The 24,036-nt window shown below is 40.5% G+C and carries 23 protein-coding genes; 15 read left to right on the top strand and 8 right to left on the bottom strand.

What is annotated here, in order from left to right; all coding sequences use genetic code 11:
- Window positions 1-109: 109 nt before the first annotated feature.
- Complete coding sequence (locus E0409_RS04345; RefSeq protein WP_131288098.1) at window positions 110-2,116, top strand: hypothetical protein; 2,007 nt, start codon at window positions 110-112, stop codon at window positions 2,114-2,116.
- Window positions 2,117-2,204: 88 nt separating this feature from the next.
- Window positions 2,205-3,920, top strand: a complete 1,716-nt coding sequence (locus E0409_RS04340) for a DEAD/DEAH box helicase (RefSeq protein ID WP_131288095.1) — start codon at window positions 2,205-2,207, stop codon at window positions 3,918-3,920.
- Between the two features lie 89 nt (window positions 3,921-4,009).
- Here the strand turns inward: E0409_RS04340 and E0409_RS04335 are convergent, their stop codons facing one another.
- Complete coding sequence (locus E0409_RS04335) at window positions 4,010-4,957, bottom strand: 3-carboxyethylcatechol 2,3-dioxygenase (RefSeq protein WP_131288092.1); 948 nt, start codon at window positions 4,955-4,957, stop codon at window positions 4,010-4,012.
- A gap of 451 nt (window positions 4,958-5,408) precedes the next feature.
- Here E0409_RS04335 and E0409_RS04330 point away from each other — a divergent pair, with 451 nt between their 5' ends.
- Window positions 5,409-5,771, top strand: coding sequence for a hypothetical protein (locus tag E0409_RS04330; RefSeq protein WP_131288090.1), 363 nt, complete (start codon window positions 5,409-5,411; stop codon window positions 5,769-5,771).
- 16 nt (window positions 5,772-5,787) lie between these two features.
- Here E0409_RS04330 and E0409_RS16670 read toward each other — a convergent pair whose 3' ends face one another.
- Entirely contained in the window at window positions 5,788-5,985 is a 198-nt protein-coding gene (locus E0409_RS16670) for a hypothetical protein (protein WP_131288087.1), read from the bottom strand.
- 234 nt (window positions 5,986-6,219) lie between these two features.
- Between E0409_RS16670 and E0409_RS04320 the strand changes: the two genes are divergently transcribed.
- A complete protein-coding gene (locus tag E0409_RS04320; RefSeq protein ID WP_131288084.1) occupies window positions 6,220-7,140 on the top strand; it encodes a LysR family transcriptional regulator in 921 nt (306 codons plus the stop codon).
- A gap of 166 nt (window positions 7,141-7,306) precedes the next feature.
- Window positions 7,307-8,482: an MFS transporter gene (locus E0409_RS04315; protein ID WP_252151769.1), complete on the top strand. Its 1,176-nt coding sequence runs from the start codon at window positions 7,307-7,309 to the stop codon at window positions 8,480-8,482.
- 46 nt (window positions 8,483-8,528) lie between these two features.
- On the opposite strand, the gene E0409_RS04310 is transcribed toward E0409_RS04315, so the two are convergent.
- Window positions 8,529-8,981, bottom strand: coding sequence for a DUF441 domain-containing protein (locus tag E0409_RS04310; protein ID WP_086192808.1), 453 nt, complete (start codon window positions 8,979-8,981; stop codon window positions 8,529-8,531).
- Between the two features lie 140 nt (window positions 8,982-9,121).
- Here E0409_RS04310 and E0409_RS04305 point away from each other — a divergent pair, with 140 nt between their 5' ends.
- A complete protein-coding gene (locus tag E0409_RS04305; RefSeq protein WP_131288081.1) occupies window positions 9,122-9,832 on the top strand; it encodes a pseudouridine synthase in 711 nt (236 codons plus the stop codon).
- On the opposite strand, the gene E0409_RS04300 is transcribed toward E0409_RS04305, so the two are convergent.
- The 3 genes from E0409_RS04300 to E0409_RS04290 form a co-directional block, all read right to left on the bottom strand.
- Entirely contained in the window at window positions 9,825-10,268 is a 444-nt protein-coding gene (locus tag E0409_RS04300) for a GNAT family N-acetyltransferase (protein WP_131288078.1), read from the bottom strand. The genes E0409_RS04305 and E0409_RS04300 overlap by 8 nt on opposite strands.
- A gap of 90 nt (window positions 10,269-10,358) precedes the next feature.
- Window positions 10,359-10,694, bottom strand: a complete 336-nt coding sequence (locus tag E0409_RS04295) for a type II toxin-antitoxin system RelB/DinJ family antitoxin (protein WP_131288075.1) — start codon at window positions 10,692-10,694, stop codon at window positions 10,359-10,361.
- Window positions 10,695-10,809: 115 nt separating this feature from the next.
- Window positions 10,810-11,715 (bottom strand): pseudouridine synthase, encoded by a 906-nt coding sequence (locus tag E0409_RS04290; RefSeq protein ID WP_131288072.1) that lies wholly within the window; start codon window positions 11,713-11,715, stop codon window positions 10,810-10,812.
- 151 nt (window positions 11,716-11,866) lie between these two features.
- On the opposite strand from E0409_RS04290, the gene tsaE reads away from it, so the two are divergent.
- From tsaE to hfq, 4 genes are all read left to right on the top strand, one after another.
- Window positions 11,867-12,343: a tRNA (adenosine(37)-N6)-threonylcarbamoyltransferase complex ATPase subunit type 1 TsaE gene (gene tsaE / locus E0409_RS04285; protein WP_131288252.1), complete on the top strand. Its 477-nt coding sequence runs from the start codon at window positions 11,867-11,869 to the stop codon at window positions 12,341-12,343.
- Window positions 12,336-14,294 carry a DNA mismatch repair endonuclease MutL gene (gene mutL, locus E0409_RS04280; RefSeq protein WP_131288069.1) on the top strand — a complete coding sequence of 653 codons (1,959 nt, stop codon included), beginning with the start codon at window positions 12,336-12,338 and terminating at the stop codon, window positions 14,292-14,294. Before tsaE ends, mutL begins: the two co-directional genes overlap by 8 nt.
- A gap of 6 nt (window positions 14,295-14,300) precedes the next feature.
- Window positions 14,301-15,245 carry a tRNA (adenosine(37)-N6)-dimethylallyltransferase MiaA gene (miaA, locus tag E0409_RS04275; protein WP_131288066.1) on the top strand — a complete coding sequence of 315 codons (945 nt, stop codon included), beginning with the start codon at window positions 14,301-14,303 and terminating at the stop codon, window positions 15,243-15,245.
- A gap of 91 nt (window positions 15,246-15,336) precedes the next feature.
- Complete coding sequence (gene hfq, locus E0409_RS04270) at window positions 15,337-15,843, top strand: RNA chaperone Hfq (RefSeq protein WP_131288063.1); 507 nt, start codon at window positions 15,337-15,339, stop codon at window positions 15,841-15,843.
- A 171-nt stretch (window positions 15,844-16,014) separates the two neighbouring features.
- On the opposite strand, the gene E0409_RS04265 is transcribed toward hfq, so the two are convergent.
- Both E0409_RS04265 and E0409_RS04260 read right to left on the bottom strand, forming a co-directional pair.
- Complete coding sequence (locus E0409_RS04265; protein WP_131288060.1) at window positions 16,015-17,319, bottom strand: peptidylprolyl isomerase; 1,305 nt, start codon at window positions 17,317-17,319, stop codon at window positions 16,015-16,017.
- Entirely contained in the window at window positions 17,319-19,778 is a 2,460-nt protein-coding gene (locus E0409_RS04260) for an LPS-assembly protein LptD (protein ID WP_131288056.1), read from the bottom strand. Before E0409_RS04260 ends, E0409_RS04265 begins: the two co-directional genes overlap by 1 nt.
- 120 nt (window positions 19,779-19,898) lie before the next feature.
- On the opposite strand from E0409_RS04260, the gene E0409_RS04255 reads away from it, so the two are divergent.
- The 5 genes from E0409_RS04255 to E0409_RS04235 all read left to right on the top strand — a co-directional run bounded on the left by E0409_RS04255 (window position 19,899) and on the right by E0409_RS04235 (window position 24,011).
- Entirely contained in the window at window positions 19,899-20,912 is a 1,014-nt protein-coding gene (locus E0409_RS04255) for an aminoglycoside phosphotransferase family protein (RefSeq protein ID WP_131288053.1), read from the top strand.
- The gene (murU, locus tag E0409_RS04250) at window positions 20,912-21,601 is read left to right on the top strand and encodes an N-acetylmuramate alpha-1-phosphate uridylyltransferase MurU (protein WP_131288050.1); all 690 of its coding nucleotides are present in this window, start codon (window positions 20,912-20,914) and stop codon (window positions 21,599-21,601) included. Before E0409_RS04255 ends, murU begins: the two co-directional genes overlap by 1 nt.
- A gap of 85 nt (window positions 21,602-21,686) precedes the next feature.
- Window positions 21,687-22,319 carry a 16S rRNA (guanine(527)-N(7))-methyltransferase RsmG gene (rsmG, locus tag E0409_RS04245; RefSeq protein WP_131288047.1) on the top strand — a complete coding sequence of 211 codons (633 nt, stop codon included), beginning with the start codon at window positions 21,687-21,689 and terminating at the stop codon, window positions 22,317-22,319.
- A 25-nt stretch (window positions 22,320-22,344) separates the two neighbouring features.
- A complete protein-coding gene (locus E0409_RS04240; RefSeq protein ID WP_131288044.1) occupies window positions 22,345-23,127 on the top strand; it encodes a ParA family protein in 783 nt (260 codons plus the stop codon).
- Entirely contained in the window at window positions 23,124-24,011 is an 888-nt protein-coding gene (locus E0409_RS04235; RefSeq protein WP_131288041.1) for a ParB/RepB/Spo0J family partition protein, read from the top strand. The genes E0409_RS04240 and E0409_RS04235 overlap by 4 nt, the downstream gene beginning before the upstream one ends.
- Window positions 24,012-24,036 lie beyond the last annotated feature (25 nt).

Genomic DNA, 24,036 nt, shown 5'->3' with positions numbered 1-24,036 from the left:
AGCCTGGATAACTTGCAGGGCAGGTTTGATTAAATTTTCAAGTCAGCATACAGTAGCTTCAGTATATGATTAAATTCATCTTGGGATGGATGTTTAATTTGAGGCGAGTATGGAACAGGATCGTTTAGTACCGCAGTATCAATGGGTTGCGAAACAGTTACTCAGAATTTCTAAAAATCTAAATGAAATTTTTCAAGATCAGCTGAATGTTGCCGGTGATCTGAATGCACAAAATATGTTTCGTATTGATCAAGAGCGGCATGTTGTACAAATAGCCAATGGTTTATTTCAACTCGAATTTCATGCACCAGAATCAGATATGAAAAGCATATTGCAGTGTGATTTTCATTATTTGGGGCAAAAAGCAGAATCAGTTGAAGAATTTATTCTGCATGACCTGTATTTTTTAACCGGTGATTTAAAGCCGCAACATTCGCTTTTTCTGCGTCAAAAAGCCCAACAATTACGACAGTTATTACTCGAGCAGATTTATGTCTGGGTCAATGGAGCTGAACGGATCAGTACGTATTTAAAATGTCTGTGCATAGATGAAGCTGAAATTATTGATCAGCTGATGATGAATGCAGAGCTTTATCACTCGAAGATTCTGAGCGATTATGTACTGAATAAAACGGCATTACCTGAAGCTGTTGTTCAAATGTTGCAAAAGATTTGTTCTATTCAAGTGCTGTGTGGTGATGAGTTTTTACCCCTGCAACCCTTGATGGAATGTCTGGATGAATTCTGTTTTAGCGCCTCGCAGTTTTTACCTGCTGCCATGTATCGCATTATGGCATTGTCATTTGAAGAGCGTTTTAATTTAAATGAGTTAATGGAGCATCAAGATGATATCCAGTTGCTATATCGTCATGCACAAGAAAAAACACAATTATTAGGCTTTGTCCGGTTAATGCGACGCGAACTTTGGCAACGTGATGATTTATTGTCAAAGCATAATTTTCTTCATGCGACTTCTACGGTTTGGCAGAAGAAAGTCGCAAAACTGCCAGTATTTGATTATCCACGTGCGGTGAACTGGTTATTTAAACAATCCAGTGAAGTGCTGGATTGGCTCAGTCTCCATATTCAACACAGTAGTGTCAGAGTGGCTGTGACGGCTTTAAGTTTTGTGGATACCAGTCGGGTTCACCCGCAGGTGATTTTAGCCAGCTTGCAGTATTTTCAGCATTCTTCAGCGCGCATGTTCATTCATAGTTGTCACTATTTTGCAATGCAAGAAGCTTGGTTTGATCATGAGAATAATCATAGTGTGGTGTTAAAGGGGCAACTGCAAGCTCTGGATGATCATCGGATCGCGATTAGTCCTTCTATTTTGTATTTAGATGAATGGATGGAGCTCATGCGGAATGTCGCGAAAGGGAATGAGCAAATCGTTAAGAAAATTTATTTAGGTTTAAGTCGGGTGATGCAGGCTTATATGTTGCATCTGCAGAAAATAACCCAGGCATTACCTGAAGAGCTCATGTTTTATATCCGTCCGGAAACCCATCAGAACCGTGATTTTTATACGGTATTACAGCGTTATAAAATACCGCTGGATGAATTTAGGCAAACCTTTTATTTACGTGATCGGCATACCCGAGTGTCGGTCTTTGATTCCTATGTACGCGATTATTTGGTCGATTATTTTACTCACAATAAAATGGTTCTGAAAAGTACCACCTGGATGGGGCTGTTTCATCAAGCGATTGATTGGCATGATCAAATCCAGAAACAGGAAATTATTGCGCAGTTAAAGAAAAATTATGCTGAAACTGTATGGCAACCGCTGATGGTTGAGAAAAAGATTCAGTTTGCAGGCTGGAGTTTTGAAGAGCTGGCAGATTTAGAGCGAATTATCGAGGAATCCAAACGATGTCATCATTGCCTAGCAGTAAGCTATGCACAACGTATTATTGATGGGGAATATGTGGCTTTTCATATGGCATCGCTAACAGGTACACACCATATGACTTTAGGCTGTAATCTGCTAGATGGGCAGTTGGTCTATGAGCAGTTGGAATATCCACATAATCAAAAAGCTGAATATCTTTTTGTGAATATCGCGCTGCAATTTATCTCCTGGTTAAATTTACGGTTAATCGCGTTTAAGTGACAGTTGCTGTCGTTAAACTTTTTTCTGTGCTTAACTTTTAGGGAAAAAATCGGTAGGCTATAGCCGTTAATTTACGGTTATAGGTCTTATGAAACAAGAAACTGCACTCAAGCTTTTAAAAGCGGGCGAAAATGTCTTTTTAACAGGTTCGGCTGGTGCAGGGAAAACCTATACGCTCAATCAGTACATCAATTATTTGAAAGCCCGTAAAGTACCGGTTGCGATTACCGCTTCGACTGGTATTGCTGCAACGCATATGAATGGCATGACTATTCATACCTGGGCGGGAATTGGCATCAAGGATTTTTTATCCGATGCTGACCTGAAAAATATGAAAGAGCGCAAATACTTAAAAGAGCATTTAGAAAATGCCCAAGTGCTGATTATTGATGAAATTTCAATGTTACATGCCAAGCAGCTGAATCTGGTGAATCAGGTTTTAAAATATTTTAAAGAAAGCGACGAAGCCTTTGGTGGCATTCAAGTGATTGTCGCAGGTGACTTCTTCCAGTTACCGCCAGTCGGTAAAAATGACGAACGCAATCGCGATAAATTCTGCTTTATGTCCGATGCATGGGTCGAAGCGAAATTCCGGGTCTGTTATTTGACTGAGCAACATCGTCAAGGTAACGATTATTTAAATGACATTTTAAATGCCATTCGTAGTCAAAGTATTACCGCTGAACATTTACAGGCTTTAGAACAAACCCGCAAGCAGGATATTGGAGAAACCTTTACCCGTTTGTATACCCACAATATGGATGTGGATGCGATCAACTTTAAGCATCTGAATGCCATTGAAGCAGATGAGCGACAGTTTGAAGCGGTATGTGATGGTAATGACAAACTGATTGAAACTTTAAAATCTTCGGTTCGTGCGCCTGAAAATCTCACCTTAAAGAAAAATGCCAAAGTGATGTTTGTGAAGAACAACTTTGATATGGGTTATATCAACGGCAGTTTAGGTGAAGTCATTGGCTTTGAAGAAGACGATGATCATGGCATTTTACCTAAAGTGAAGCTCACCGATGGCACAGTGCTGGTTGTGGCACCTGAAACCTGGTCGGTGGATAACGATGCCGGTAAAACCATTGCCAGTTTTCAGCAAATTCCACTACGTCTGGCCTGGGCGATTACCATACATAAATCTCAAGGCATGACCTTGGAAGCGGCTGAAATTAATCTCGCCCACACTTTTGAGAAAGGACAGGGTTATGTTGCGATATCACGTCTAAAAGCCTTAAGTGGCTTAAAGCTGCTCGGGATTAATGAACAAGCTTTGGAACTGGATAGTTTGGCGATTAAAGCCGATCGACGTTTTCAGGAATTGTCCGATGAAGCAGAAAATCACTTTGAGTCGATTGATTTAGCACCGCAACATAAAGCTTTTATTCGTCATTGTGGCGGTACCTTGAATGAAACTGAAATTCAGCGCAATGAAAAGAAAATAGCGAAAAGTGGCGGCAAAACCAATTATGCCACTGCAACCCTTGATGAAACGCGTGAGCTTTTTGTCGAAGGCTATGAAATTCAGGATATTGCGGTTGAACGTGGATTAACCCCTGCAACGATTATCAATCATTTGGCGAAATTGCATAAAGAGCAGGGTCTGGATATTTCTGTAGCACATCCGGGTGAAGAAGTTGTTGAGCAAGTACGGAAAATTTATAAACGCTTAATGAAGCGTCAAAGTCCTGAACATTTTAGTGAAGATGGTGTCATTAAGCTGCGTCCAATTGTGGAAGCGACTACACCTCGTATGGGTTATGATCAGGTGCGTTTGGCTTTACTTTTTGTTGAATAAGCCTCAATACTTCGATCAAAAAAGGACATCATTTGATGTCCTTTTTATTTGATTTTTTGCTGTTATATGAATGTTTATGACTTAAATGTTTATGCTTTGGGTTGCGCAGTCATCATGCCCATGCCGGCAATCCATTCCTGAATCGGTTCATAATAGTGTACTTCTGAATTATATTCGCCACTTGCAGAAAGTGCTGCGAAAGCTGCAATCCAGGCACGGATTTCCTGACCACCACGTCCGCCATCGCGACGAATTTCGTCATTGCTCATGTTGGCTAAATAATCAAAATCCGCATTTTTAAAGCGCTGTAATAAATCTTTATCCCATTCCGGGTTCAATGGTAGTGCGGCTGATAAGTCACCACTAGCAAGGCGTTGACCCACGGCAATGACTTTGGATTGACGGTTCTCACGTGCTTCTGCTGTCGGGTTACGCCCAGCAATTAAGAATTCCTGAACTTCGGGTGCTGCTGTGCTAATTTGCGGTGTCGGTGGATCATGCGATAAACCACCGGAGCCAATAATTAAAACGCGTTCATCTAGGGTTTTAAGATATGCACCAATCACTTTACCTAGTTCAATCACACGTTTGGTACGGGGCATTGGTGCAGCAGCGCCATTAATAAACACCGGAATCACCGGATAACGATTAAGCTGACCTTCGCAAAGTAAATCAAGTGGTTGGGTAAAACCATGATCGGCCTGCATCCGATAGGAATAGGAAATATCAATATCGTGATCTAAACAGTGTTCAATTAAACCGAGTGCTTTATCTTCTGGAACGTCCAATGGTGCAGGTCCATAGTTCCAGTCACCCGCAGCAGTTGCACGCACACCGACACAGAAACTCGGCATCAGGTCATAAAAGAAGCCATTAAAATGGTCTGGACCAAAGACCACAATCAGCGTGGGATCATAGGCTTTAACCTGTTCCGCCAGTTTTTGAAATGTTGCGCGTGCAGCGGCTTCAATCTCTGCAGGAGGAGATGCAAAATCCAGTAACGGCGTGTGCGAGACACATATGAGTTTTATGGGCATTTTTTCTCTCAAATCTGCATTTATGAATGATTTGAGCTTAAATATAAAGGGACTGGTAAATACAATATTTATCTTTGATCGAGCCATAGTAAAAACATTCATATTAACCAGATGTCGTTAGGTTTATTATTTTTAGCGGATTGAAATATATTTGTTTATTTTATTTTTGATGGGTTTTAGATAGATGGTTTTGGAAAGATCTTAGTCAGTTTGGTTTTAATTCCTGCAAGGCTAAGACCAAAGTTCTAAAGAGGTCTAGATTTCTCAGTTGGGGATTGTGGGAAAGATTATTTAAAGTTAAATTTGAGGCATTATAAAAGTAATACTTTAAGTTGAAAAAATAATTTGTTATGTTGTTTTTGAATAACAACAATTTGAATAAGTTTTAAAATAGAAAATAGGATGACTTTTCTATCACTCAAAACAATTAAAAAAATAAAAGGGAAAATTTATGAAACAGTATCAGAGAGCGGCACTCGCTTTAGTGGTAGCCAAACTGGAATTTGGAAACACTAAATCTAATATTTATGATTATAACGAAAGCACATATCCTCAAATAAGCGGCGATGTAAATCAACATGAAGCCAAACTTTATGATTATCAGCGATCAGTCATGTTTGAGGGGCGACATACCGGTCGAGAGTTCAATTTATATGATTATGGTCATAGTGAATTTATCAGTTTAAAGAAGAAAGGTGTAAAAAAATACGAAGGTTATCATTATGGAAATTCGAGTTATTTCGAGATTACGATTTCAGGTTCTAGCCTAAGTTTTTATGACTTTGGTACCGGGCAATATTATCACTTTTCATAATAGGTGATTTTTTATCTCATATAAAAATAACCCCTAAAAATGGGCTATCTTTAATCTGTGCTTGCCAGTTGTTTGCTTCAACTGTAACTGTTTGGGCTTTAGTCAAAAATTCGACTTGGGTAGATTCACCTTTCCGATATGACTCGCAAGCAAATTTAAGTTCACGCTTTGCCCCAACACGTGGATAGCCAAGAATGTGAGAAGTAATCGTCATGATGTTTTTCCTGCAAGGAGATTCTTTTTGTTGAAAACATCATCGAATAAAATTAAACATGAAATAAACTAATTAATTTTATGGTATATTGAATTTAATTCATTATTTTTCTTTTGAAAATTTATCTGCGTGTTTGTCTTTAAGTAGAATTATTTTTTATGAGATTCTCTCACATGTAGCTTTGCTGCATGTCTTGCACTCGGACAAAGTTTCATTTTGCGGATCCTCCTTTACATGTTAGAAATTCGTCATTTAAAAACCTTAACTGCCTTGCGTGAGCATGGTTCATTGGTGGCTGCAGCCAACGATTTGTGTTTAACGCCCTCAGCAATTTCTCATCAACTGAAAGAACTGGATCATTGGTATGGGGTAGAGGTGGTGAATCGCCGTAGCCGTCCGGTGACTTTTTCTAATGTTGGACAGCGTTTACTCAAATTGGCTGATGATGTCTTGCCACAAATTCAGATTACCCAAACCGATATTACCCGCATTGTACATGGTCAAACCGGGCGTATTATTTTCTCATCAGAATGTCATAGTTGTTTTGACTGGTTGATGCCTTTGCTGAACCAATATCGTCATTTATATCCAGATGTGGATCTGGACTTTGCTTCAGGTTTTGAATCCAATCCACATGAACTTTTGCAAAATGCGGAATTTGACCTGTTGATTACCGCGGATCCGATTGCGTTAAAAGGCATCGAATATTTCCCGATTTTTGAATATGAATCACGTCTGGTTTTATCGAATACCCATCCATTGGTACGTGCCGAACGTATTACCGTTCAAAAGTTGGCAGATGAAACCCTGATTACTTATCCGGTCGATAAGCACCGTTTAGATATCATGGCGAAACTGTTTATTCCTGCAAATATCCAACCGAAGCACATACGCACCACAGATTTAACTCAGATGCTGATTCAGTTGGTGGCGAGTGGTCGAGGTATTGCGGCACTTCCAGATTGGGTGGTGAATGAATATGAGCAAAAAGGCTGGGTGACTTCACGCCGTTTAGATTGTGTCTCTTCTACAGGCTTGCGCCGTACTCTGTATGCGGGCTATCGAACCGAAGAGAAAGAGAAAAGTTATTTTGAAGGCTTTTTAAAGCAATTAGCTAAATTCTCGCAAAAGCGTAATCAGTATTATTCTGCTTAAAAGAGCGTGCTGAATTTTGCACAAGTTCACAGCTTTAGACGGAATTTTCTCATGGCCTGAGTCAATACAGATTGATTGTTCTCAGCTCTTATTTTATCTAAATCAACGATAAATAACCATTTTTATTCTTGCTAGTCTAGTGCTGGAATCGCTAAAGGAGAAGGTTGTGAGTTCCGCGCGTTGGCTCAACAAAGATTTATGGATTATTGCAGCAGGATTTGTCGCTGCCATGCATGTCGGGAAGTTGCCACCTGCGGTTCCTGTCCTGCAAGCCGAGTTAGGCATCAGTTTGGTGCAAGCCGGTTTTTTATTGTCCTTAGTGCAAGTGGCAGGTATGTGCATGGCATTATTATTGGGCAGTTATACCGCTAAAATTGGCTTGAAACGCTGTGTATTATTCGGATTAAGTTTACTCGCAATCGCCAGTTTTATTGGGGGTTTTGTCCAAACGTTCTCAGGGTTGCTGGCACTGCGTGTAGTAGAAGGTTTCGGATTTTTACTGATTACCTTAAGTGGTCCTGCTTTTATCCGCCAACTGGTTCCCGTCGAGCAGTTGCAAGCCAAGATGGGGTTGTGGAGTGCCTATATGGGGGGCGGAATGGGAATAGGCTTGCTGTGTACCCCATTCCTGCTCAATAGCATAAGTTGGCAAGGGGTTTGGATTTGCTTCGGGTTATTATCACTTGCCTTGGCAGGTGTGATTTACACGATTATTCCCACAGCGCAAACCCATACCCAGTCGGTTGCAGTTTTTGATTTAATTAAACTGACTTTAAAACATCCTCCAGCCTGGATTCTGGCGGCTATTTTTGGCGTATACGCCGGACAATGGTTTAGTCTGGTCGGTTTTTTACCCAGCATTTATCAACAATATCAAATTTCTTTAGCGGTGGCAGGGGGCTTAACGGCTATTGTGGCGATTGCCAATGCCATTGGCACCTTTGCTTGTGGCTTACTGTTACAGCGTGGTTTTCGGCCTCAAACTTTAGTCCAAACCGGTTTTGCTACCTTAATGGTCTGTGCCCTGAGTTTTTATCTATTACGCGAATTCTTGCCCTTTGGTCTGCAATTTATATTGGTTTTGAGCTTTTCATTATTTGGCGGTCTGGTGGCAGCGGTCGTGTTTTCTCAAGTGTTAAATTTTTCTGCAAAGCCGATTGCCATTAGCACCACGATCGGGCTGGTGTTGCAATTTTCAGCCACCTCACAATTCCTGTTGCCGCCTTTGATTGCTTCAATTGTACTGGCTACAGGTGGATGGATTTGGGTGGGAATTTTAATGGCAACCCTATCTCTGATTGGTATGCTTTTAACCAGAATTTTATTTCGAAAAGCTGCATAAATCGTGCAGAATAAGCCTGCCAAGTGTCAGGCTTAAGATTAAAAATTCAAGAATGACCGATAAACAAAGTCAATATTCCGGCAGCGATCAAAGGACCCACAGGAACACCGCGCAATACCGCAACACCTGCAACTGTTCCGATGAGTAAGCCTGCAACTACATCCGGTTGATTGCTCATCAGCTTAACCCCACGTCCACCCAGCCAGGCGACTAAAACCCCAATTGCAATGGCCAGTAAGGATTTCCAGCTCATAAAGGATTTTAAAATTGCATCTCCCGGAATTTTTCCACTGGCAATTGGGGTTAAAACACCAATGGTTAAAATGATGATGCCAATATTTAAACCGTGTTGCTGCAAGTAAGGGAAAAATTCACTCAGCGGGGTAATGCGAAAGACAATTAAAACACCAGCGGCAATCGTGACTGCACTATTATGACTAAAGATACCGCAAGCCAATAAAACCAGCAGAACGATCAGATTTAAATCTAAATTGGACATTACTTTAAGGAAGAGTGGGAAAAATAACACCTATTGTATCGGGTTTTGAGTATAGATTTACTTTAAAGGGTATGAACAATAAAATTAGCCTGCATTTCAGTATAGAATGCGCCTTTCGTGATAGTTATAGGGTGAGGTTTATGTTTTTGGAAAAGATGTTGCAATCGCAAGGTTTCGGTTCGCGTAAACATTGCCAGCAGCTCATTAAAAATGGAGCGATTGCCATCCAAGGTGAAGTCATCACCAATGCAAAACATAAACTGGATTTAAATAATTTAAGTTTTTCCGTGTATGGCGAAAGTTTTGCTTATCGTGAAAAGGTTTATATCGCTTTAAACAAGCCGCAAGATTATGAATGTTCCCATCAAGCCACTCATCATTTTAGTGTGTTTGACCTTTTTGATGATGTGTTGATGAACCGTGGTTTGCAATGTGTAGGACGTTTAGATCAGGACACCAGTGGGCTTTTATTGCTTACAGATGATGGTCAGTTTCTGCAGGCCTTAACCCATCCAAAAAAACACGTGGCTAAAGTCTATCAAATGCAAACCGCCGATCCGGTGACAGAGCAACAGATTCAGCAATTGCAGCAGGGTGTAGAATTACGCAATGAATCAGGTGTTTTTGCAGCGACAGATGTGATTCAACTTGCAGAAAATGAATTACAGCTGACCATTCATCAAGGTGTTTATCATCAGGTGAAACGGATGTTGGCTGCTGTGGGAAATAAAGTTGAACGATTACATCGTCGGCAAATTGGTGCTTTAGTACTTCCTGAATTAGAGCAAGGGAAGTGGATTTATTTAACGGAACAACAAGTAGAGCTTGCCAAGACACGCATGGTTATTTAAGGAAACAATGATAGATTTTAAATTCATCATCTTTCACAAAACCCATTTGTTCATAGAGTTTATGTGACTGGTAATTGCTTTTTTGAGTTTCCAGGCTAATGCGTAGTGCATTTTCATGGCGTGCAAATAAAATGGCGGTATCAATCAGTTGTTTTGCTGAACCCTGACGTCGAAATGTTGGGGTGACATAAACATCATCTAAAATATAATAGATAGAGCAAGCTACAGAAGAAAAACCTAAATAAAGTAAAATAAAACCGGTAAAGACATCGTCTTTGATATGAATAAAAATCACACTTTCCTGATTTTCAAAGCGTTTTTTTAAGAATTGATAAGATAAATTTATGTTGGAAGAAGCACCATAAAATTGGCGATATTCATCGAATAAAACTGCAAGTGGATGTAAATCTTCTAGAGTTGCGCGTCTTACGATCATTCTATACTCCATGCTTTTTTTATCTTCGCATGAAGCATAACTAATTTTTTATATTCAGTTTTTTAAAATTTGTTTGTAAATGCAACACTGTTAAGTTTTGTCACTTTCGCCCAGAATAGCATTCAGCTCTTCAAACAAATCTAAATGATCATCATCTAAAATAAATTCTTCGTCAGCATCAACCACTTGTTCTGCATCGCCATTTAAAGTGCTTTGCTGTTGCTTTAATTTACGGATTTTATACAGTTGTTCAAGGTTAATACTTTGATTTTCAATTGAAAATGGGATTGATTTGGTTAGAACGACTTGTTTGAAAAAAAGTCGAACCGCTTGTGCTGGCGTAATCCCCAATTGTTTAAACACCGCAAAAGCATGTTTTTTTTCTTGGGAGTCAAGTCTTATTTGATAAACTTCTGTTTTTCTCATGATTTTTTGAATACATCTAATTACTTAACTTTTCAGCATTTATTTTAATCAAATCTAATGTAATTTCAATATTCATACACTATATTTACGAAAATAAATTGTAATGACAAGCATATTACAATGTCAATTCAAACCTGGATGAAAATTCCATCTCTTGAAAAGTGACTGGATCATTGAAACGAATATGCTTTGCTAAAAGTTGCAGGGGTGCTGAAAAATCATCTTCCCTTTTATGCTGTACTTCTGGATAAAAAGGATCGTTTTTGATGGCAATGCCTAAACTGTTCAAGTGAACACGCAACTGATGTTGCTTACCGGTGATCGGTTTAAGTTCATATTTTGCCCAGGCAGAGTCATGTTCAATTAAATGAATTTCCGTTTCACTATTTATTTTTCCTTCAATCACTTGCATCGTATAAAAGGGTTCACCTTTTTCCATTCGATAGCGTGTATAACAGGGGAATGTTAAATCTGCGTGAAAAGGTGCAATGGCATGATAGATTTTTTTAACCTGGCGTTGTGCAAACATTTCTTGATAGATCGCTCGACTAGACACCTGTTTCGAGAATAAAACCACACCTGCTGTTTCACGATCGAGCCGATGAATCGGGGTTAAAAACTCATTTCCTGTCTGTTTTTTTAGTCGTACCAGTAGTGTTTCTTGTACGTACTGACCGGTTGGGCTGATGGTTAAAAAGTGTGGTTTATCGATGACTAACAAGTATTCATTTTCAAATAAAATTTCATGTTCAAAGGGAACGTGAATTTCATGTGCTAGAAAACGGTAGTAAAAGACATGGCTATTTTCAATATAATTAGAATCAAAACTTAAGATATTTCCCAAGGCATCATAAATTAAACCCTCCGCAAAGCGTTGCTGCCATTCATCGGCTGCAATATGCGGAAACTGCTGACACAGATACTGATAGACAGTTGTTGGTGCAGGTTTTATTTTAGGAAGGAATACTTTACTTGCGCTTACGCCATTAATCATTGGCGGAATAAATTCAGAGCTGGTCATGTGGTTTGTCGTGGATCAATCTGTCGTTCATAGAAATTAATGATATTTACAATGAAATGTAAGAAAAGTTACACATTTGGAAGTGTGAGCATGGGCAATAAAGCGGTGCGATGCTATCATAATTAGTCTTTGGAATCATGTCGTGAGTCATATGCAGTATTCATTTAATTTAGCCTTGAACAATGAAGACGATACCCAAAATTTAGCACAGGTTTTGGCGCAGCATTTTAGCACGGGCGTGGTTTATTTAATTGGTGATTTAGGTGCGGGAAAAACCACACTGACACGCTATTTTTTGCAAAGTTTAGGGCACAAAGGTGCGGTAAAAAGCCCTACTTACACTTTGGTTGAACCCTATAATATCAATGGTAAAGACATCTTTCATTTCGATTTATACCGTTTAAATGATCCTTATGAACTCGAGTTGATGGGTATTCGCGATTATTTAGAAACACCGAATGCGCTATTTTTATTTGAATGGCCTTCAAAAGGTGGCGATGAAATTCCACAAGCTGACCTGATTATTAATATTGAAAAGTCCGAAGATGAACTGACGCGTACTGCGAGTTTAAGTTTCTCATCGGCAGCATTAAAACAAGCATTAGAGAGTCAATTGAACAATGCGTGATGATTTAAGTCTACGTCGTATTCATACCCTTAATCCTGCACTGGCGAACCAAATTGCTGCCGGTGAGGTGATTGAGCGTCCAGCATCGGTGGTGAAAGAATTATTAGAAAATTCAATTGATGCAGGTGCGACTGAACTTATTATTCGCGTTGAACAGGGTGGCAGCACCTTAATTGAAATCATAGACAATGGTCATGGTGTTCATCCGGATGATTTGGCTTTGGCAGTGATGCGTCATGCCACCAGTAAAATTCAAACTGCGGATGATTTACAGGCCATTGTCAGTTTGGGGTTTCGTGGTGAAGCCTTGGCCTCTATTGCTGCGGTTTCACGTTTAACCCTGATCAGTAGTCAAAATGATGAAGGAATAGGTTATCAGGTTGAAGTAAACGGAACCGCTTTTGATCATCAGGAAATTCAAGCGGTCGCGACTCAAAAAGGCACCCATATCCGGATACAGGATCTGTTTTTTAATGTGCCGGCTCGTCGCAAGTTCTTAAAAAAGCAGGGCACTGAATTTGGTCATATTGAAGAAATTGTCCGTCGTCTGGCACTCACCCATTTTGATATCCGTTTTGTTTTAGAACATAACAATAATATTCGTTTGAATCTGCCAGTGGCTGATAGTGGCGAGCTCCGTTTCCAACGTGTTCAACAATTATTGGGGCGCCAATTTACTGAAAATGCTTATTGGATCGATGCTGATAGTATCAGCATGCGTTTATCTGGCTGGCTCGGACATCCATCCGATGCGCGTTCACAAGCGGATTTGCAGTATGTCTACGTGAATGGGCGGATTGTGAAAGATAAAACCATTTCACATGCCTTGCGTATGGCTTACGATGGGATTTTGCATGGTCATCAACATGCGGCGTATTTACTGTTTTTAGAAGTTGATCCTGAAAATATTGATGTCAACGTGCACCCAACCAAACATGAAATTCGTTTTTTAAATCAACGTGAAGTACATGAATTTGTGCGTCATTTTGCCAAAGAAACCTTATCTCAGTTCCAAACGGCAAGTGCTGACTTGGCTCAGGTCATGAAAACGCAAGAGGAAACTGTTCATCAACCTCAAATGCAACATCCGCGTTATCAGGAGCAGTTTCAACTCCATCGTGCTGTTGAAACTGCGCAGCCGGTAATGTCAGTTGAGTCATCTCCTGAATTATTAACTGATTTTAATGCTAGTAGTCCACAAACCGTTCAATATTCGTCACAGCCTTCACAAAGTCGTTATACGGGTTCACAGCAGTTGAATAATGCGTTACAAAGCTATTTAGCGCCATTACGTGAATCAACCTCACCGATGGCAGATGCAGCGTTGAATCAATTTGAACAAAGTGCAGCCGTTCATGTTGATGAACATCCACTCGGTATTGCAATTGCACAATTGCATGGCATTTATATTCTGGCTCAGAACACTGAAGGTCTGATTATTGTCGATATGCATGCGGCGCATGAGCGGATTGTATTGCAACAGATGAAAGCTGCGTGGGATAAACCTGAATTCTGGACATCACAACAGCTGCTTATTCCTAAAGTCATCAGTATTAGTCGTATGCAAGCCATGCGGGTAGACGAGCTGAAAGATCAGCTGGCGCGTTTAGGTCTTGAAATTGACCAATATGGGGATGAACAAGTAATTGTACGTGGCGTGCCTGCCATTTTACATAAGGCCGATTTTGAAGCTTTGGTGCCAGAATTACTGAATGATTTAGACCCAGGTGATGAAGCGCAAGGGTTGCTGCAAAAGCGTGACCAAATTTTGGCGGGAATGGCGTGTCATGGCGCAGTTCGTGCGCATCGTATTCTCAGTCTTTCTGAAATGAATGCGTTGCTCCGTCAAATGGAACAAACTGAATTTGCCAGTCAGTGTAATCATGGACGTCCAACCTGGCGTGCATTTCCACTTTCACAATTAGATAAACTTTTTGCTCGAGGAGAGTAGTTGTACATGTCAAATCAACTGCCGGTCATCAATTTAATGGGACCAACTGCAAGTGGTAAAACCGCTTTGGCATGTGAACTTTATGAGCAAGGCCGTTTTGAGCTGATCTCTGTCGATTCTGCGCTGGTTTATAAGGATATGGATATTGGTACAGCCAAACCGACAAAAGAAGAGCAGGCGCGCTATCCGCATCATTTGATTGATATTATTACTCCCCTAGAAGTGTATTCGGCAGCCAATTTTGTCGAAGATGCCTGTGTATTGATTGATGATATTCATGCACGCGGTAAAACACCGATTTTGGTGGGGGGAACCATGCTTTATTTCAAGGCTTTGCTGGAAGGCTTATCCAGTAATTTACCCGGTGCAGATCATGCTATTCGGGCTGAAATCGAAGCGCAAGCCGAGCAGCAAGGCTGGGAGGCGGTGTATGCAGAATTGTGTCGTGTTGATGCTTTAGCGGGGCAGAAATTCAAGATCAGTGATAAGCAACGAATCATCCGTGCATTGGAAGTATTTAAGCTTACAGGGCAGCCGATTACAAAACTACAAGCTGAACAACCTAAAAATGTACCCTATCGTTACACTTTTCATAATCATGCTTTATTGCCCGATCGTGTAGAATTACATAAACGTATTGAACAGCGGCTTAAAACTATGTGGGATATCGGATTTTTACATGAAGTGAAAGGTCTGATTGAAAAATACGATTTAAATGATAATTTACCCTCAATGCGCTCTGTCGGTTATCGTCAAACTTTAGAATTCTTGCAAAAAAGTGATCAAAGTAACGAAAAACGGCAAGAAATGGAGGATAAGTCTTTGTTTGCAACACGACAACTGGCAAAACGTCAATATACCTGGTTAAGATCTTTGCAAGAATCGCATAATTTTAAAACATATTTGACGATAACGCAGGCTCAAGAAGACTTGCGAAACTGTTACGGATAAAGCAAAATTTAGTAACTATCTTTTTATAATTTTTATTTGAATAATAAAGATAGTTTTTTGCGCTGATTTTTAAATTTTTTGGAGTTATAACATGTCTAAAGGTCAAACTTTACAAGATCCGTTCTTGAATTCTCTCCGTAAGGAACGCATCCCTGTTTCTATCTTCCTTGTTAACGGTATTAAATTACAAGGTCATATTGAATCTTTTGACCAATATGTCGTTTTATTAAAAAATACTGTAAGCCAAATGGTTTACAAACATGCGATTTCTACAGTAGTTCCTGCACGTAACCCACGTCCTGCTGGTGCTCCTGCTGGTGCTCAAGGCGCTCCTGGTGGCTTTGGTGCTCAAGGCGGTCAAGGCGGATTCGGCGGTCAAACTGGCGGCTTCGGTGGTCAAGGCGGCTTCGGCGGTCAAGGTGGCTTCGGCGGTCAAGGTGGCTTCGGCGGTCAAACTGGTGGCTTCGGTGGTCAAGGTGGCTTCGGTGGTCAACAAGGTGGCTTCGGTGGTCAAGGCGGCTTCGGTGGTCAATCAACCCCTGGTTTTGAAGGCGAAACAAAATTTGAAGATTCTCAAGACGACGAAAATAATCGTTAATTGTTGATGCTTAAAAACCTCTCCTTGTGAGAGGTTTTTTTATTTCAAAATTTATAGTTTTAAAATGAATGAGGCTGCGAAATTCTTATGTAGAGCTGTGCTATATTTTGATGAAATAAAAAAACCAGTTGCTCATCACAACCGGTTTTTTAAGAATTAAATAAACCAAGTTTATTTATTTTTTTTACGATCCAGACTCGGATCCTTAATCTCCACAAAAGCATTGCTACGAATTTCACGTAACCAGCTATCTAACTCCGCATCAAATTGGCGTTCACCTAGAATTTGACGCGCCATGCGTTCTTGATATTCACGCGTCATGTCTTGTTGGCGAGTATCCATTACTTGAAGAATGTGCCAACCAAATTGTGTCTGGAAGGGGGCACTGGTTTGACCTACAGGTGTGCTTTTCATCTGTTTTTCAAACTCAGGAACCATAACACCCGGGCTAACCCAGCCCAAGCTACCGCCATCGCGAGCAGAACCTGGATCATTAGAGAAAGTTGCAGCCAGTACTGCAAAATCCTCACCAGCTTTTAAGCGATTATAAATACTGTCAATTTGCTGTTTTGCATTTTCAGGACTCACCACTTCAGAAGGTTGAATCAAGATATGGCGTGTTTTATATTGAGAAACAATGGCTTTTTGCTCTGCACCTTTACGGTCTAATAGTTTTAAAACATGTATTCCATCTTGTGCAGGTATGAGGTCAGTTGTTTGTCCTGCTTGTAGAGGGCTTACACGTGCTGCAAGTTCGCCTGGAAGGTTAGATAGATTACGAAAGCCCGTATCTGCACTTTCTACTTTTACACCATTGGCGGTGAATTTTTTATCAATTGCACTAATATCATTACTGTCTTTTAGCGCAGCCTTTACTTGTTCTGCAACTTTTTCAATATTTTTATCACCCGAAATACGAACATGCAGGACATGAACTTGCTGGCCTAATGCTGCTTGACCTTGCGGGGTTTTTAGAAAATTTCCCACATCTTGATCACTAATTTTAATACGTGACATCACCACTTGTTGACGTAGACGATTGATCGCTAAATCTTCTGCAATACGGTTACGCAACGATTCATAAGTTCCGGGCGCAATCCCATCCAGTTTTTGCTGAAACGCTTCTAAGCTTTTGCTGCCAGACTGCGCAGCAACTTTAAGCACAGCTTCATTAAGCTCTTTTTCATTTGGTTTAATGTTATAGCGTTTGACTTGCTCAAGCTGTGCTTGGCGAATAATTAGCTGGTCAAGTGCTTGTTGTTGCAAATATTGCGCTGGGGGAATGGTTTTTTTTTGAGCTTCAAGTTGATGTTTTATTTCTGCAATACTTTGATCTAAATCACTTTTTAAAATAACACTGTTGTCTACCAAAGCAACCACTTCGTCTGTTGGTTGTGCGAATGTAGCCATTGATGAAGAAAGGGCTAAAGCAAGAGCAGTCGCTTTAAAAAAATGTTTTAACTGTATTGTCTTCATTAACGTTCTGTCCAAGATTGATTAATTTTATTAAAACCTAGAATACGATTTTCTAGTAATGATGAAAGCTTTTTGTTGAAACCGCCTAAACCTTTCAGGCTGACTTCAGCCATAATGGCGCGTTTTGCATTTACGCCTTCCGCATTTACATCGTCTAGGTCATTATAATAAGAGCGTCCATACACCGAAATGCCCCAGCAACACGCTTCATAATTTACACCCAATAGATATTCACGCGCGACGTTGTTGTCTATGTCGTATTGAGCATGTCCCATAATGCGCCAGTTGTTAGATACGGGCTGAATGAAGGATGCAACGACTTGGTCATACTGGTCTTGACGGTTGGGAATGTCTTTACGGTAGAAGTAACCTAGATTATAGAGATTACCTTGATCACCGGTGTAATAGAGCTGCAAGTCACGTTGAGCATTGTCGCCGTTCGACATCCATGCCGAGTTTGCACCAATGGTGAAATTTTGGGAAAGCTGGCTCGATACACTGAGAACAGGACCCGTATGACGTTCAGTATCAAACTCATCAGGTTCATTATCTAGTTTTACACGGCGATCTTCGAAGTAAAAGCTTTGTCCAACACTGGTTTTTAAACGTTCCAGACCAATTTCATCAAATAAGCTATAACTTAGACCTAAAGATAAGAAATTGTTGTCTTCTAAACGGTCATGACCATAAAAGCGACGTGGGCTGAACAATTGATCATAGTTGATTGATGCCGTTGCTGAGTCAAAGTTTGGATAGCCATCCTGGTTTTTATACGGTGCATAGGCATAAAATGCACGTGGAGTCAGGGTTTGGAGGTATTTACCTTCTTTTTCAAAGGTCAGGCCGGTATCTAAAGTGAATTGCGGGACAGTTACCGATTGATTTTCATTAGAAGAATTAGTGTTCTGGTTGGCATTAATGGTGTCTTGATCGTAGAATGTATTAATGTTACGAATCGACACTTCTGGAATGACAAATGACCACGGATTACGGTAGTTGTAACGAACAGCAAAGTCATTGTAAATACGTGTACCGCTTGGCTCAAATGAACCCATATTTGTTGAATCTGGAATACTGATGTCTTTTTTAAAGTAGGCAGTATCGTTATTGAATTCGTATTGTAAACCCAGTGGGTTACCCATCTTATAATTTAACAGGAACTGGGGTAAACGGGCATAGGGGCGGTCTTCATCAGAAACAGACTGATCCAATGTTTGGAAATCTTCAACCTTGATCTGTGCTGATAATCCAGGAATTCCATTGGTGTAATTGAGTTGCCAAGCACGGCGCAAGTTTAATGTAGTTTTTGAGCTTGGGTTATTATTTAAATCGGCAAAATAATCTTTATCTGATACATAATTATATTCAATATTGGTGGAAAACTGATTGTTAATTTGCCAATTATGTAATAATTGCAAACCCTTACGGTCTTGGCCCTCATATTGGTCATCCGAAGCTAAATAACCGCCCCAAATCATACCTGAGCCGAAATTTTCTGTTAAATAACGGAATTCGCTTTCAAGCATTGATCCGCGATCAGCAATATATCGCGGAGTAACCGTGGCATCGTAATTCGGTGCCAGATTTAAATAAACTGGAACAGCAAGTTCCATACCACCATCATTGGTAAAGCCGAAACTTGGTGTCAAAATACCGGTGGTGCGGCGGTCATCAATCGGGAAGTTAAAGTAAGGAACCGCTAAAACTGGAACATCTTTAACATACAGCTTGGTTCCGCGAGTTTCGCCGCGACCTGTTTCCTGATTTAAAGTGATTTTATTGGCTTGGATTTTCCAGGTTGGCGTTTCATCCGGCGGGCAGGTGCTGTAAGTTGCATTGTTCATCACCACAACATTTTCAGAGGTGCGGGCAATTTTTTCTGCATGCCCATGTGCATGCTGTTCTTCTGAAATATAGAAACTGTTGTTTAAATCGCCTTGCTGGGTTTTTAAGTTGTAATTGATTTGGTCACTTTGTGCGAGTAATCCGGCTTGCGCCATTTGCACACGACCTTCTGCATTGGCAAAAGTTTGGGTCTGGTCAATGGTAATTTTATCGGCACGAATTTGACGGCCTTGTTGATCAATCAAGACGTTGCCTTGAAGAACTGAATCACCATTAGGATCGTAATGACCATAATCGGCAGTGACGATAGACGTGGCTTTAGCTGCTTCTACGGCTTTGGTTTCTGGGCTAATCGGGGTAACCCAGGCGCCTTGACAATAGGCAGAACTTAAATATTGTCCTTTACGTTGTTGCGCTTCAGGCGATGATTTATCAACGTAATATTGTTCAAAAAATTGTTGTCCAGGATAAGCTTCCTGAAGGCTGTCCTTCATTTTTTGGTTGTCGACAGTCGAAGCTGGAAGTGTGGACTCAGCATAGCTTGAAATCGAGCTGCCACATAAAAGGGTCAAGATAGCAGTCGCTAAAGGATTAAATTTGAACTGATGCTTCATTTGTATCATTAACCAAGTATGCTTAATCGCAATTAATTATTCTCGCATCATAGAGAAAAAGTTGATAAGTGGCTACACTTAGTACTTTAAAAACTCAGCCTGTTTTAGAATTTATCGCAAATGAAAACACAACGTGAACAAATCATACATATATGGATTAAATCTGTACTTGATTCAGATCAATTTGAAATTAATTTTTTGCCAGGCGATGCAAGCTTCCGTCGTTATGCACGAATCAAGCTGAATAATAAAACATTTATGCTCATGGATGCACCACCAGAAAAAGAAGATTGTGTGCCTTTTGTGACGATTGACCAGTTTTTCGATACACATGGTGTTCGAGTACCCCATATCGTTGCTCAAGATTTGCAGCAAGGCTTTTTGTTGTTGGAAGATTTTGGTGATGTTTTGCTCTCAACTTTGCTTAACGATGACACGGTTGATGGCTATTATGCGCAAAGTTTTAAGCAGTTAATTGAATTGCAGGCAATTGATGGGACACAAAAATTTCCGGCTTATTCCTATGAAAAACTCATTTCTGAAATGGAATTGCTTACCGACTGGATGCTGCCTTCATTACAGATTCAACCTACTCAAGATGAGCAAGCCTTAATTAAACGTACTTTTGCGATTTTGGCCAATGCAGCACTGGCGCAACCGCAAGTGATTGTACATCGTGATTTTCATAGTCGTAACTTGATGAAAATTGAAGGTGAGACTGATCTTGGGGTGATTGATTTTCAGGATGCCGTGATTGGTGCGGATACTTACGACCTGATTTCAATCACGCGTGATGCTTATGTGCAGTGGAATGCAGAACGTGTTTATGAATGGTTTAAAGTTTTCTATGATTTGTTGCCTGAAGCGGCAAAACAAGATCGCGATTTTGAACAGTTTAAAAAAGATGCCGACATGATGGCGATTCAACGTCATATTAAAATTTTGGGTATCTTTGTGCGTTTATTTGAACGTGATGGAAAAACAGGTTACTTGAAAGATTTGCCACGTGTGATGTGGTATTTACTTGAAGAAAGTAAAGATTATGCAGAGCTGCAACCCTTTATGCAGTTTATCCAAGCGAAAGTGATGCCGAAATTTGAAGTCAAATATGGCACATATGAGGTTGCTGCATAATGAAAGCGATGATTCTTGCTGCGGGAATGGGAAACCGTATGCGTCCACTGACGCTACATAAACCAAAGCCTTTGCTTGAAGTGGGTGGTAAGCCACTTATTGTTTGGCATATTGAAAAATTACAAGAAATCGGTGTGACTGAAATTGTCATTAATACCGCGTGGTTGGGTGAAAAACTGGCTACAGCTTTAGGTGATGGTTCAGAGTTTGGCGTAAAAATTCTGTGGTCGCATGAAGGCGAAGGCCTGGAAACAGCGGGCGGTATTATCAATGCCTTGGCGTTGTTGGGTACAGAGCCGTTTATTTTGGTCAATGGCGATGTCTGGACCACCATGGATTTTAGTTCTTTATTGAATGTGCAGCTTGCAGAAGATTTAGCACATCTGGTATTTGTAACCAATCCAGAACAGCATCCGAAGGGTGATTTTACCTTGTCGAATGGTCGTGCCTATACCTTTGAACAACAACAGCAGGGTGAATCGCTCACTTATAGCGGTGTGGCGGTGATTCATCCTAAAATGTTTGATGGTCTGGAAGGCGGTAAACGCCCGTTGGCACCCTTGCTGAAACAAGGCATGCTTGAGCAGAAAATATCTGCTTCGAAGATGCATGCGATTTGGGTAGATGTTGGCACTCCGGAACGATTAAATGTACTGGATCAACAAATTAAGCAAGGCTTGTACGCTTAAGTGCGTATTCACTAAGCACTCGCTACTGTGACTTCATGTATAAATCGGTATACTTCACCTAACTTTTTCGAGACGTTAATTGTATATGCATACGTTTTTTCAAGAACTCAAGCAGGGTAGTCAGGCTTTGGGTTTAGAGCTCAGCGATGAGGCTTTAAATTTATTACTCAAATACCAAGATGCTTTGGTATTGTGGAACAAAGCATATAATTTGACTGCAATTCGTGATCCAAAGGAAATGCTAGTTAAGCATTTGCTGGATAGCTTAAGTATTTTAAAAGATTTGCCGCAAGGACGTCTGCTGGATATTGGTACCGGTGGAGGTATGCCGGGCATGATCATTGCATTGTGTCAGCCAGAACGTGAATGTGTTTTGTTGGATTCAAACGGCAAAAAAATTCGTTTCTTGAAGCAATTTATTGCGGATTTAAAACTAAAAAATGTGATTGCAGTACAAACGCGTGTCGAAAATGAAGACAGCATTAATGACTTGGGGCAATTCGATGTCATTACCAGTCGTGCCTTTGCATCATTAACCGACTTTGTTGCTGCGTCGAAACCTTATATGCATGAAAATAGTATTATTGCGTCAATGAAAGGCTTAATTCCTGAAGAAGAAGTAGCCGCCATTAAGCAAGAATTTAGCTGTGACATCATTGCGTTAAAGGTTCCGCGATTGGATGAACAACGTCATCTGCTTTTGTTAAAACGTATTTAATTATTTTCGAAGGATTGGGGTTACCATGGCACAAATTATTGCGATTGCGAACCAAAAAGGTGGTGTAGGCAAAACCACAACCGCAGTAAATTTGGCAGCATCGTTAGCTGTGTTAAAGAAGCGCGTTTTACTTGTGGATATGGATTCGCAGGGGAATGCCACGATGGGGTCTGGTATCCAAAAAAATGATCTTTTGTATTCGGTCACTGATGTTTTGTTGGGTGAAGTTCCCATTGAAACAGCAATTAGCAAAGCGGAAGTCGGTTATAAAGTTTTAGGGGCTAACCGTGATTTGGCGGGTGTAGAGCTTGCGATTGCAGAACAGGATGGTCGTGAGTTTATTTTACGTGAAGCATTAAAAGAAATTGAAGATTCTTTTGATTATATTATTGTGGACTGTGCACCAAGTTTAAGCTTGATTACGGTCAATGCCTTGGCGGCGGTCGATAGTGTGCTGATTCCGATGCAATGTGAATATTATGCACTGGAAGGCTTGGCGGATTTAACTCAAACCATTGACCGTATTCAACAGGCACTCAATCCGGATTTGCAAATTGTAGGTGTCTTGCGCACTATGTATGATGCACGGAATGCATTGACACGTGATGTTTCGGAAGAACTTGAACAATACTTTGGCAAGAAGCTGTATGACACTGTAATTCCGCGTAATGTGCGCCTGGCTGAAGCGCCTGCACATGGTTTGCCGATTATCTATTTTGAGAAAAATTCAAAAGGTGCAGTTGCTTACTTAAATTTAGCAGCTGAAGTATTAAAGAAAAGTAAAGTGAAAAAAGGAATTAAAGCATGACCACAAAAAAACGCGGATTAGCTAAAGGTCGTGGTTTGGATGCCTTGCTTGGTTCAATCCAAAAAGAAAAATTACAGATGGAAGCTCAAGGTTTAGATCATGGGCAGTTGAAACAGATCGATGTTCACTTGCTTAAACGTGGTGAATATCAACCGCGTCGTTTTATTCATGAACCCGATCTTCAAGAACTCGCGGCTTCTATTGAAAAACATGGTGTGATGCAGCCCATCGTCATTCGTCCAATCGATGATGAAAAATTTCCCTATGAAATTATTGCCGGTGAACGTCGTTGGCGTGCTGCACAACTCGCGGGCTTAACTGAAATCCCGGCAATTGTGCGTGATTTGACCGATCAGGTTGCGATTGCATTAGCCTTAATTGAAAACATTCAACGTCAAGATTTGAATCCAATTGATCAAGCGATGGCATTACAGCGTTTTCATGAAGAATTTGGTTTAAGTCACCAGGAAATTGCGGACACCGTCGGTAAGGCACGTACGACTATAAGTAATTTATTGCGTCTTTTGACTTTGGCTGATTCAGTCAAGGACTTCATGCAGCAAGGTCTGCTTGATATGGGGCATGCACGCGCCATCTTAACTTTAAAAGCCAAAGATCAGCTTAAAGTTGCAGAGCATGTGATTGAAAAGAGTTTGTCGGTACGTCAAACCGAGCAACTGGTGCGTGATTTAAACACGCCTAAACAAGAAAAAGCCAAAGTGGATGTTGCACCAGATATCCAACAGTTGACGCAGCGTTTAGCCGAGCGTTTTAGTGCAGATGTAAAAATTGATCATAATAAGCAAGGTAAAGGGAAACTTGTCATTCAATATCATTCACTGGATGAATTGGATGGTATTTTGAATATTTGTTTCGCAGAATAATTTTTTGTTGGTTTTATTGGGGAAA

This window comes from Acinetobacter sp. ANC 4862 (assembly GCF_004336635.1).
In the GTDB taxonomy this organism is placed as follows: domain Bacteria; phylum Pseudomonadota; class Gammaproteobacteria; order Pseudomonadales; family Moraxellaceae; genus Acinetobacter.
Note: the sequence above shows the minus strand (reverse complement) of the source record. Positions and strands in the feature narration are given on the sequence as shown.

Excerpts from the sequence above, each read along its gene's own strand:
- E0409_RS04345 (WP_131288098.1), top strand. The coding sequence starts at position 110 with ATGGAACAGGATCGTTTAGTACCGCAGTATCAATGGGTTGCGAAACAG.
- E0409_RS04340 (WP_131288095.1), top strand. The coding sequence starts at position 2,205 with ATGAAACAAGAAACTGCACTCAAGCTTTTAAAAGCGGGCGAAAATGTC.
- E0409_RS04335 (WP_131288092.1), bottom strand. The coding sequence starts at position 4,957 with ATGCCCATAAAACTCATATGTGTCTCGCACACGCCGTTACTGGATTTT.
- E0409_RS04330 (WP_131288090.1), top strand. The coding sequence starts at position 5,409 with ATGAAACAGTATCAGAGAGCGGCACTCGCTTTAGTGGTAGCCAAACTG.
- E0409_RS16670 (WP_131288087.1), bottom strand. The coding sequence starts at position 5,985 with ATGACGATTACTTCTCACATTCTTGGCTATCCACGTGTTGGGGCAAAG.
- E0409_RS04320 (WP_131288084.1), top strand. The coding sequence starts at position 6,220 with ATGTTAGAAATTCGTCATTTAAAAACCTTAACTGCCTTGCGTGAGCAT.
- E0409_RS04310 (WP_086192808.1), bottom strand. The coding sequence starts at position 8,981 with ATGTCCAATTTAGATTTAAATCTGATCGTTCTGCTGGTTTTATTGGCT.
- E0409_RS04305 (WP_131288081.1), top strand. The coding sequence starts at position 9,122 with ATGTTTTTGGAAAAGATGTTGCAATCGCAAGGTTTCGGTTCGCGTAAA.
- E0409_RS04300 (WP_131288078.1), bottom strand. The coding sequence starts at position 10,268 with ATGATCGTAAGACGCGCAACTCTAGAAGATTTACATCCACTTGCAGTT.
- E0409_RS04295 (WP_131288075.1), bottom strand. The coding sequence starts at position 10,694 with ATGAGAAAAACAGAAGTTTATCAAATAAGACTTGACTCCCAAGAAAAA.
- E0409_RS04290 (WP_131288072.1), bottom strand. The coding sequence starts at position 11,715 with ATGACCAGCTCTGAATTTATTCCGCCAATGATTAATGGCGTAAGCGCA.
- tsaE (WP_131288252.1), top strand. The coding sequence starts at position 11,867 with ATGCAGTATTCATTTAATTTAGCCTTGAACAATGAAGACGATACCCAA.
- mutL (WP_131288069.1), top strand. The coding sequence starts at position 12,336 with ATGCGTGATGATTTAAGTCTACGTCGTATTCATACCCTTAATCCTGCA.
- miaA (WP_131288066.1), top strand. The coding sequence starts at position 14,301 with ATGTCAAATCAACTGCCGGTCATCAATTTAATGGGACCAACTGCAAGT.
- hfq (WP_131288063.1), top strand. The coding sequence starts at position 15,337 with ATGTCTAAAGGTCAAACTTTACAAGATCCGTTCTTGAATTCTCTCCGT.
- E0409_RS04265 (WP_131288060.1), bottom strand. The coding sequence starts at position 17,319 with ATGAAGACAATACAGTTAAAACATTTTTTTAAAGCGACTGCTCTTGCT.
- E0409_RS04260 (WP_131288056.1), bottom strand. The coding sequence starts at position 19,778 with ATGAAGCATCAGTTCAAATTTAATCCTTTAGCGACTGCTATCTTGACC.
- E0409_RS04255 (WP_131288053.1), top strand. The coding sequence starts at position 19,899 with ATGAAAACACAACGTGAACAAATCATACATATATGGATTAAATCTGTA.
- murU (WP_131288050.1), top strand. The coding sequence starts at position 20,912 with ATGAAAGCGATGATTCTTGCTGCGGGAATGGGAAACCGTATGCGTCCA.
- rsmG (WP_131288047.1), top strand. The coding sequence starts at position 21,687 with ATGCATACGTTTTTTCAAGAACTCAAGCAGGGTAGTCAGGCTTTGGGT.
- E0409_RS04240 (WP_131288044.1), top strand. The coding sequence starts at position 22,345 with ATGGCACAAATTATTGCGATTGCGAACCAAAAAGGTGGTGTAGGCAAA.
- E0409_RS04235 (WP_131288041.1), top strand. The coding sequence starts at position 23,124 with ATGACCACAAAAAAACGCGGATTAGCTAAAGGTCGTGGTTTGGATGCC.